5 protein-coding genes are annotated in these 8,008 nt (G+C 65.8%); all 5 read right to left on the bottom strand.

Features of this window, described 5'->3' with window-relative positions:
• Positions 1 to 2: 2 nt before the first annotated feature.
• The 5 genes from QL983_RS09045 to QL983_RS09025 all read right to left on the bottom strand — a co-directional run bounded on the left by QL983_RS09045 (position 3) and on the right by QL983_RS09025 (position 7,891).
• On the bottom strand, positions 3 to 2,543 hold the full coding sequence (locus QL983_RS09045) for a DUF262 domain-containing protein (RefSeq protein ID WP_036317560.1): 2,541 nt from the start codon (positions 2,541 to 2,543) through the stop codon (positions 3 to 5).
• A gap of 189 nt (positions 2,544 to 2,732) precedes the next feature.
• Entirely contained in the window at positions 2,733 to 3,671 is a 939-nt protein-coding gene (locus tag QL983_RS09040; RefSeq protein WP_036317558.1) for a restriction endonuclease, read from the bottom strand.
• Between the two features lie 118 nt (positions 3,672 to 3,789).
• Positions 3,790 to 4,395 carry a hypothetical protein gene (locus tag QL983_RS09035; RefSeq protein ID WP_036317555.1) on the bottom strand — a complete coding sequence of 202 codons (606 nt, stop codon included), beginning with the start codon at positions 4,393 to 4,395 and terminating at the stop codon, positions 3,790 to 3,792.
• The gene (locus QL983_RS09030) at positions 4,392 to 7,658 is read right to left on the bottom strand and encodes a type I restriction endonuclease (RefSeq protein ID WP_290152431.1); all 3,267 of its coding nucleotides are present in this window, start codon (positions 7,656 to 7,658) and stop codon (positions 4,392 to 4,394) included. The genes QL983_RS09035 and QL983_RS09030 overlap by 4 nt, the downstream gene beginning before the upstream one ends.
• 5 nt (positions 7,659 to 7,663) lie before the next feature.
• Positions 7,664 to 7,891 carry a hypothetical protein gene (locus QL983_RS09025; RefSeq protein ID WP_356768286.1) on the bottom strand — a complete coding sequence of 76 codons (228 nt, stop codon included), beginning with the start codon at positions 7,889 to 7,891 and terminating at the stop codon, positions 7,664 to 7,666.
• Positions 7,892 to 8,008 lie beyond the last annotated feature (117 nt).

Below are 8,008 nucleotides of genomic sequence, written 5' to 3'. Positions count from 1 at the left end.
CGTCAGGTAGTCGTGTCGAGCTCCTGGACCGTGTGCAGGAACCACTCCAGCGCGTCGAGGAACGCCTCCTGTGCGGCGGCTGGCTGGAGGATCTCCGGTTTGATGGTCGGGCGACGGCGGAGAGCGTCCGGGCCGAACTCCACGCCAGGGACGAGGTTCAGGCGCTCCCGGAACTCGTCGAGGAGCGATTCATCGGTGAACGGAGCCCACTTCGCGAGGTGGTAGAAGACGACCTCGACGCCGTACGTCGGGTACAGGATCACGGGCCAGATGTTGCGGTCCGACGTGCGCGGAGTCACGAGGAAGCAACCGCCGGCGGCAGTGCCCACGAAGGCGGCCCGGCCGCCGCGCTCGACCCAGCCTCGTTGGATCTCGATCAGGGCGCGGGCCGATTCGGGATCGTTGTGGTCGTGCAGGCGATCGACCCAACGGTCCCGCAGGGCAGGGTCGTCGCCCGGGTCGGCGAGCGACCGAGGATCGGTCAGGTCGACGTCGACGTCGATGAGCTCGGCGAGCTGCTCCGCCGACAGCCGCTGGCCGCCGTCGGCATGTCCGTCCTCGGAGAAGCGCACCCCTTCGGCGGCGAGGACGTCGTGCGGGTCATCCGTGCGTTCTGGGTCCGTCCACCGGAAGGACGGCGACACGGTGCCTCCTGCCTGGAGCACACGATGAGCGTGCGGCAGCGCCGTGCGCGCGAGGTAGGTCCCCACGGGGACCGGGTGGCTGCCGATTAGACGCGCCAGTTCGCCGTAGGAGGTCCAGGACCCGTCGGGAATAGCCGCGACGGCATCCGTCAGCGTCTGCCAGGCCGTGTGGGCGACTCCGGAGGCGGCCTCGGCTGAGGGTCCTGGCCAGATACCGACGATCCGGTCCGCCAGCCGCTCGGCGCGAGCACGGATCTGTGCGGGACCCCATACCGGCTCAGCGGAGATCTCCTGGTTCATGCGGATGCCGCTCCTGGCCAGCTCCGCACGCTTGACCGCGAAGGGCCCGTTGCTCAGCTCGCTGTTGTACCCGGTGAGGGTGAGGTTGCCCAAGATGTGGAGGAGTTCGGTGTGCACCTCTCGAAGGTCCTGGTGCGCCTCGAGCTGGTCGGCCAGAGCGCGCTCCCACTCCTCCGTGAGGGTCTGCGGCATGACGTGCTCGATGGTCGCACTGTCGAGGTCCACCGGCTCCTTGCTGCCGTAGGACTCCTCGATCCACCGGAGGATCAGCTTCCGGTGGGCCGCCCGGCCCGTCGTATAGAAGGGTGCCGTCATCACGGCCTGGCGGATCTGATCGTCGGAGGCGAAGTGCTTCCGCCCGCTGGAGAGGAAGCGCTGCAGGGCATCCGCCGGATCGTCCTGGCCCTGAATGTCGGCCGTGGCCGCGAGCAAGGTGGTGTTGAGACCGTCGGAGTAGCGGCCGAAGACGAGGCGTCGGACCAGGTACGACTCGAGGTAGAGGAGTGCACGGGCCAGTTCGTCCGAGTCGATGTCCCCCAACGACCGGCGCTCCATCAGGTGCAGTGTGATCGGGAACGTCGTCGTCGTGCGCCAGGCGCGCAGGCGCGCCAAGCGGAACCGCACTGCGGCGTCCTTCTCCTTCTCCGGACGGAGCATCACGTCGTAGAGACGCCCCAACGCCAGGAACCGCTCGACTTCCGCCCTGACCTGCGACTCATCCTGCAGGTCACGCATGCGTCGCTGCTGCCCCGCGTAGATCTCGGTCTGGCGGACCTTGGGATCCTGTTGCACCAGGTCAAGCCAGAACAGCGTCTCCAATTCCTCATTGGAGAGCAGGTTCTGCAACGGGAGCCACAGGGTGGTGTAGACCTCATCCGCCCGTGTGGGCAGCTGCATGAACAGGTAGTTCCTGAGCAGGTCGCCCTGGGTGAGCTTGAGGCCGGTGTTGTTCAGCGACTCGAAGATGCGGTGGGCGTTGTCGTTCTCCCCGGTGGTCACGGACACGATCGACAGGCCGGCGACGACGGCGGACTCGACCTCCGCCAAGGTCAGCGGCTCCTCTTCACCGTCAGTAGACGGTTGACTCAACCCGAGCAGCTTCGTCAGGAAGAACTGGTGGGCTTCGCTGATCCTGGAGCCTTCGGCAGCGTCCGGGGCGTGCTCGATCCGTCCGCGGTAGGCGCCACGGTCGGCCTGGGTGGGCAGGACCTTGTAGCGGAGATCGCCGTCCTCCCACTTGTTGACCAGGTACTTCTCGTTGACCCGATCGGCATGCATGGGGCCTTCGTGCTCAGCCCGGTGGTCGCGGACAGCGGCGAGGAGGAGCGTCAGCGTCGTCAGCCGCTGCTGCCCGTCCACCACGAGCCACCGCTGGACGCCACCGGGCCCGTTGTCCCGGAAGCCGGCGAGAACGAGCGAACCGAGGAAGTGGGTCGCCGAAGGGTTGTCCCGCCGATGGTCGGCGACGTCCACGACGTCCTCCCACAGTCGCTGCCACTGCGGGCGGCCCCAGGAGTACGTCCGCTGATAGAGCGGGACCGTGTACTGGTAAGAGCCCCCGAGGAGTTCCTGAAGGGTGACTTCACGCGCGGTGACCATGGGACGAGCCTAACGGGGGCTCTGAGGCCAGATCGTCCCGAGGTGTCAGGGCCGCTTGCCCTGCCGGCAAGGCACGTGACCTTGTGGTCGCGGCCCACGGACAAGGTGCGTCCGACCTGCGCTGAGCCCCCGTTCTGACTCAGTTCGACCACGGTCTCTGGCTCTACCAACGACGCCGCTGAACGCGCATCAATCGAAGAAGTCCTCGTCGACCTGCAGTACGTGAAGGGTCTTCTTCACCTGCGCGCCGACCCGGTACTTGAGCATGAGTTGCGTGAGCTTCACGCCGTCGATCAGCACGATCCGGTCAGGCACGGCGTCCGCGTACGCCTGGGCGTGCTTGCTGAAAGAACTCGTGGCGATGAAGACGCCCTTCGTTGCACCATGCAGGCGCAGCGCTCCGACGAATGCCTGGATCGGCTCCCGGCCGACTGTGTTCGCGTCGGCGTAGCGCTTTGCCTGAACGTAGACACGGTCGAGGCCGAGGGCATCGCCGTCGATGACCCCGTCGATGCCGCCGTCGTAGGACTTGCCGGTCACAGCCGCCTTTCCCTGAGTCCCGCCGTAGCCCATGGCCATGAGCAACTGGACCACGGCTTCCTCGAAGAAGGTCGGCGTGGAGTTCTGAAGCCGCTCGAGCAGTTCCACACGGACGGTTTCGTTGAGGCTGGTGACGGCGTCCTGAGCTTCTTCTTCAGGGTCCACGATCGGGTCGGACGCAACCGCGGATTCAACAAAGGACTGAGCCTCAGTATTGGCATAGGCCTGAACAGGCTTCTTGGCGGTTCCCTTGGACCAGAACGGATCGAAGAATGCGCTGGCGCCGGCGAAGTCGTTGAAGCCTTCCGGATGGTCCTTCAGCCAGGCCCGCCCAGACTCTGTCAGCACGTAGATGCCTCGCGCGGGCCGCTCGATCAGTCCAGCTTTGGAGGAGTGCGTCAGTGCCCAGCTGCCGCGCCCGCGGTACCGCACTTCCCCGGACTCGACCGTCTCTGCCCGCGCTTCTTCGCTGAGCTGAAGCCGGTCGGCTGCCGCCTCGATCACGTCGCGGCGCCTCATGCTCTCGTGCTCTGCGAGTACCTCAAGAGCAGGGCGAACGAAGCGAGGCCAGATGGGAACGGTGTTCATGTCTGCGATCCTGCCATAACCAGGGCATCACCCCGGCGCTAGCACGATTCGGCGACATACCCCACACCTCTAATTACAGGCAACAATGGGATATTTATGATTGCTACTTATGTCCCTGTTAATCATCGCTTCTCGCGAGATTCTTCAGTGCCTTAGTGATCGCTGCCCCCTGAGACCTCAATTGCTTCTCTACCCGGTAGAGCGAGCCGCTGGCATGCACCAGGGACTCGCGCCAATCGTTGAGGTCGATGGGATAGACCAGCGTCGGCACAGAGCCATGGGGGCCATCCGCGTTGACGCGCACGGTCACCCGTCTTGTGACGGCGGGGTCCTTCAGGAGTTCCGGCCCAGTCCCCAGCGCCCAACCGACCTGCCTCCCGGGTGCCAGGGAAGCATGTCCCTCATTGAACCGGATGAGAGCGGACGCGACCTTGCTCCGGTGCCGTTCCGCATGGGGTAACTCGCTGTCGAAGTGCACGCGGATGTTCGTTGCCACAGTGGGTCCTGAATTGCCCACCACCAGCTCCAACAGCTGCCCGTCTTCGTCGCGAGGGCGAATATCCGCCCACACATACGGTTGCATGGACGCCCTGTACTGCTCACTTTGGAGTCGAACCTGCTGGACAGAACTCCGCGCCGAGAAGAACGTGATGACGGCGGCCGCGATCGCGCCCGCGGCCGATCCCATCGATGCGACCACTAGCATCACCTCATGCGTGCTCATCTCTGGCCGCTCGTCCAACGCTCACGTGGCTTCGCCCATGAGCTCGCGTTGCTGCCAACAGCCTCTGACCCGCTCTCCACCTCGACACCGACCCCCTCGGCATAGTCCACCGGCCCAGCCCCCTCGCTCCGCACCTTCCAGTACAAGTACTCCCCGATCGCGGCGACGATCATCTTGGACGGGTCTCCGCCTCGGCCCACGATGTCCGTCATCTTCACGAAGGCATCCTCATTCGCGTACACGGCGCCCATCGCTGACCGTTCCAGGTTCGGGCTCGCCAGGAACTGCTCCAGCGAGTTCGCTCCGGCCTGGCCCAGCAGCTTCTCGTCCTCCATGAGCGGCGCCACGAGGGCACTCACCCACGCCTCCTGCTGGGACGGGGAGGCATCCACGCCTTCACCGGCGAAGATCTCGTTGATCTTCTCGATCACTTCCTCCAACGGCCCGCGCTGCTTCTCACGCACCTGCCCGCCACCCACAGCGGTGGTCCCCTTCAGCGCGACCCCACCGGTCAGCCCGATGTCCCCCGAGGACGTCTTCTTCTGCCGGATGCTCACCAGTTGCACATCGCTCAGATCGATCAGCTCCTCACCGCCGGGCTGATCGCCCACCAGCTGCACCAGGTGACGCAGGAACAGCGCCCGCTTGTAGTGCTCGGTGTCCCCGAACTCATAGATCTGGGAGAGGAAGTCGTAGAGGCTGACGAAGGACCGCATGTCCTTGCGCACCAGCACGAGCTCGTTCACGCGCGTCTCGTCCTGGTTCATCCGCGCATGCGCCAGCTCCTTGCGGAACCGGTATGCCACGGGCTCCAGCGCGGCCTGCAGGCCCTCCTGCCCGCTCCCCGGCTTCCACGCCACCCACACATCGGCGAACGCGTCGACCTCGTCCCAGTCGTACACGCCCGCGGCGTCGAGCTTCGTCCCCAGGTCGTGGATCAGGTTCGGGTCCGTCACCGTCTCCAGCTTCGCGCCGGCGTAGTACGGCTCGAAGGCGGCCTGGATGTCGTCTTCGGAGTTCACGAAGTCCAGCACGTAGGTGGTGTCCTTGCCGGGCGCCGCACGGTTCAACCGGGACAGCGTCTGCACGGCCAGCACGCCGGAGAGCTTCTTGTCCACGTACAGAGCGCAGAGCTTCGGCTGGTCGAAGCCGGTCTGGTACTTGTTGGCCACGATCATCACCTGGTAGCCGTCCCCGTCGAACGCCTTCGCCAGGTCGCCGGTCACGGACGGGTTCATGGACCGTTCGGTGACCTTCTCGAGCCCGAATTCGTCGTCGGTGATCTCGCCGGAGAAGGCCACCAGGGTGCCCACGTCCGTGTATCCCATGTCCTGGATGTACTGGTCCATCTGGCGCTTGTACCGGACGGCGGCGGCGCGGGAGTCGGTGACCACCATGGCCTTGGCCTGCCCGTCGAGCAGTCCGGCCACGTTGGCGCGGAAGTGCTCCACGATGATCTTGACCTTCTGCGCGATGTTCGTCGGGTGCAGCTTGACCCACCGCATGAGCTTCTTGCTCGCCTCGGTCTGGTCCACTTCGGTGGTCGACTTCCCGACGGCGGCCCGGTCGCCTTCCGGACGGAACTCGCCCTTCTGTCCGGCCAGGGCCAGCTTGAAGGCGGTGTCGTAGTTGGTGAAGTTCTTCAGCACGTCGAGGATGAACTCCTCCTCGATGGCCTGCCGCATGGTGTACCGGTGGAAGGAGGCCGGGAGCTCCTGGCCCTTCTCGTCATATTCGCCGGAGGGGCGGCCGAACATCTGCAGGGTCTTGTCCTTCGGGGTGGCGGTGAAGGCGAAGAAGCTGATGTTCTCCGGGCGTCCGGTGGCGGCGACCTCGGCGGCAAGGATGGACTCGGTATCCGCTTCTCCCCCGTCGTCGAGGTCGGCCTGCTCGTCCGGGGTGAGCACGCGCTTGAGCTTGGCTGCGGCGGAGCCGGTCTGGGAGGAGTGCGCCTCGTCCGCGATCACCGCGTAGGCGCGGCCGGCAAGCGTCGAGTCATCCTTGAGGAGTTCGAGCACGGCGGGGAAGGTCTGCAGCGTCACCACGATGATCCGGTTGCCCTGCAGCAGGGTCTGCTTCACCAGGGCAGACTTGCTGGTGGCCTCTCCCCCGAGGTTCTTGCGGTCCACGGCCACCACGGTGCCGGAGGTCCGCTCGATCTGCCGGACGGCCTCCTGAAGCTGGTCGTCCAGCACGGTGCGGTCGGTGACCACGATGACCGAGTCGAACACCCGCTGCTCGTCCGCCCCGTAGATGGAGAGCAGCCGGTGGGCGCTCCAGGCGATGGTGTTGGTCTTGCCGGAGCCCGCGGAGTGCTCGATCAGGTAGGACTTGCCGACGCCCTCCTCACGGACGGCGGCGAGCATTTTCGTGACGGCCTCCCACTGGTGGAAGCGCGGGAAGATCAGCGTGGACTTCCGGCGCGAGCGGCCGTGCTCGTCCTCCGCGGTCTCCTTCTTGAGGAAGACGAACTTCTGGAGGATCTCGAGCCAGGTGTCCCGCTGGAGGATCCGTTCCCACAGATAGGCGGTCGAGGAACCGCCGTTCGGGTTGAGCGGGTTGCCGGCGTGGCCGTCGTCGCCTTGGTTGAACGGCAGGAAGAAGGTGTCCTTCCCGGCCAGCTTGGTGGTCATCCAGACCTCGCGGTTGGAGACGGCGAAGTGGACCACGGCGCGGGTGCCGAACCCGAACAGCGGCGTGGCCTTCGGGTTGCGGTCCCGGTACTGTTTCTTCGCGTGGCCGATGGACTGGGTGGAGTCGGTCTTCAGCTCGATCGTGGCCACGGGCAGGCCGTTGACGAACAGCACCAGGTCCACGGACTCGGATTCGTGCGCCCCGGTGAAGTGGACCTGCCGCATCACGCGCAGCCGCATGCGCTGATAGGAGGCGACGGCGGCCGGGTTCAGGTTCGTGGCCGGCCGCGGCTCGGCCATGCGCAGGGTGGCGGAGGTGCCGACCTTGAAGCCCTTGCGGAGCACGTTGAGGGTGCCGCCGACGCCGGTGTCCTGCGGCTTGTTCAGCACCTCGATCAGGCGGGTGGTGATCTGGTCCCGCTGCGCCTGCTGGGCGGAGGGCGGGGCATCGGCCTTCACGAGACGCCCGTAGTCCCCCGGCTGGTTCTCGGCCAGCCAGGCGTGAACGTCCTCGGGGAAGATCGCGTTCTTGCGGTCGTAGCCGTCATCGTCGAGCGAGTAGAGCCAGCCGTGGGCCTGGAGGTACTCGCAGATGTAGGTCTCGAGCTCGCTCTCGTTGTGGATGGCCATGGCGGTCAGTCCTCCGTGGGAATCTCGATCTGGCCGGTGACGGCAGCAGTGATCAGCGCGGCCCGCCGCTCCTGCGCGAGCTCGATGAACCGCTCCGCTTTGGCGATCAGGGCGTCGATCTTGGCGGTCTCGCGGTCGAGGTGGTCGGCGATCTCGCGCTGCTCGTCCATCGGGACAACAGGCACCGGCATCCTCGCAAGCTTCTCGGCAGTGAAGTGCGGCATCGACACCACATTGCAAATGCTTCGGACGTACCCGATTTGGCGGGCTAGCTGTTGTGGGTCATGAGGTTCTTGCCACGGGGTACGGGCTGAGATGAGACGAGTGGGCCTCTCCCGCAGGATGGAAGT

Source organism: Micrococcus sp. APC 4021, assembly GCF_030407635.1.
Lineage (GTDB): Bacteria > Actinomycetota > Actinomycetes > Actinomycetales > Micrococcaceae > Micrococcus > Micrococcus luteus.
Note: the sequence above shows the minus strand (reverse complement) of the source record. Positions and strands in the feature narration are given on the sequence as shown.

Coding starts and splice junctions, on each gene's coding strand:
- QL983_RS09045 (WP_036317560.1), bottom strand. CDS start 2,543: ATGGTCACCGCGCGTGAAGTCACCCTTCAGGAACTCCTCGGGGGCTCT.
- QL983_RS09040 (WP_036317558.1), bottom strand. CDS start 3,671: ATGAACACCGTTCCCATCTGGCCTCGCTTCGTTCGCCCTGCTCTTGAG.
- QL983_RS09035 (WP_036317555.1), bottom strand. CDS start 4,395: ATGAGCACGCATGAGGTGATGCTAGTGGTCGCATCGATGGGATCGGCC.
- QL983_RS09030 (WP_290152431.1), bottom strand. CDS start 7,658: ATGGCCATCCACAACGAGAGCGAGCTCGAGACCTACATCTGCGAGTAC.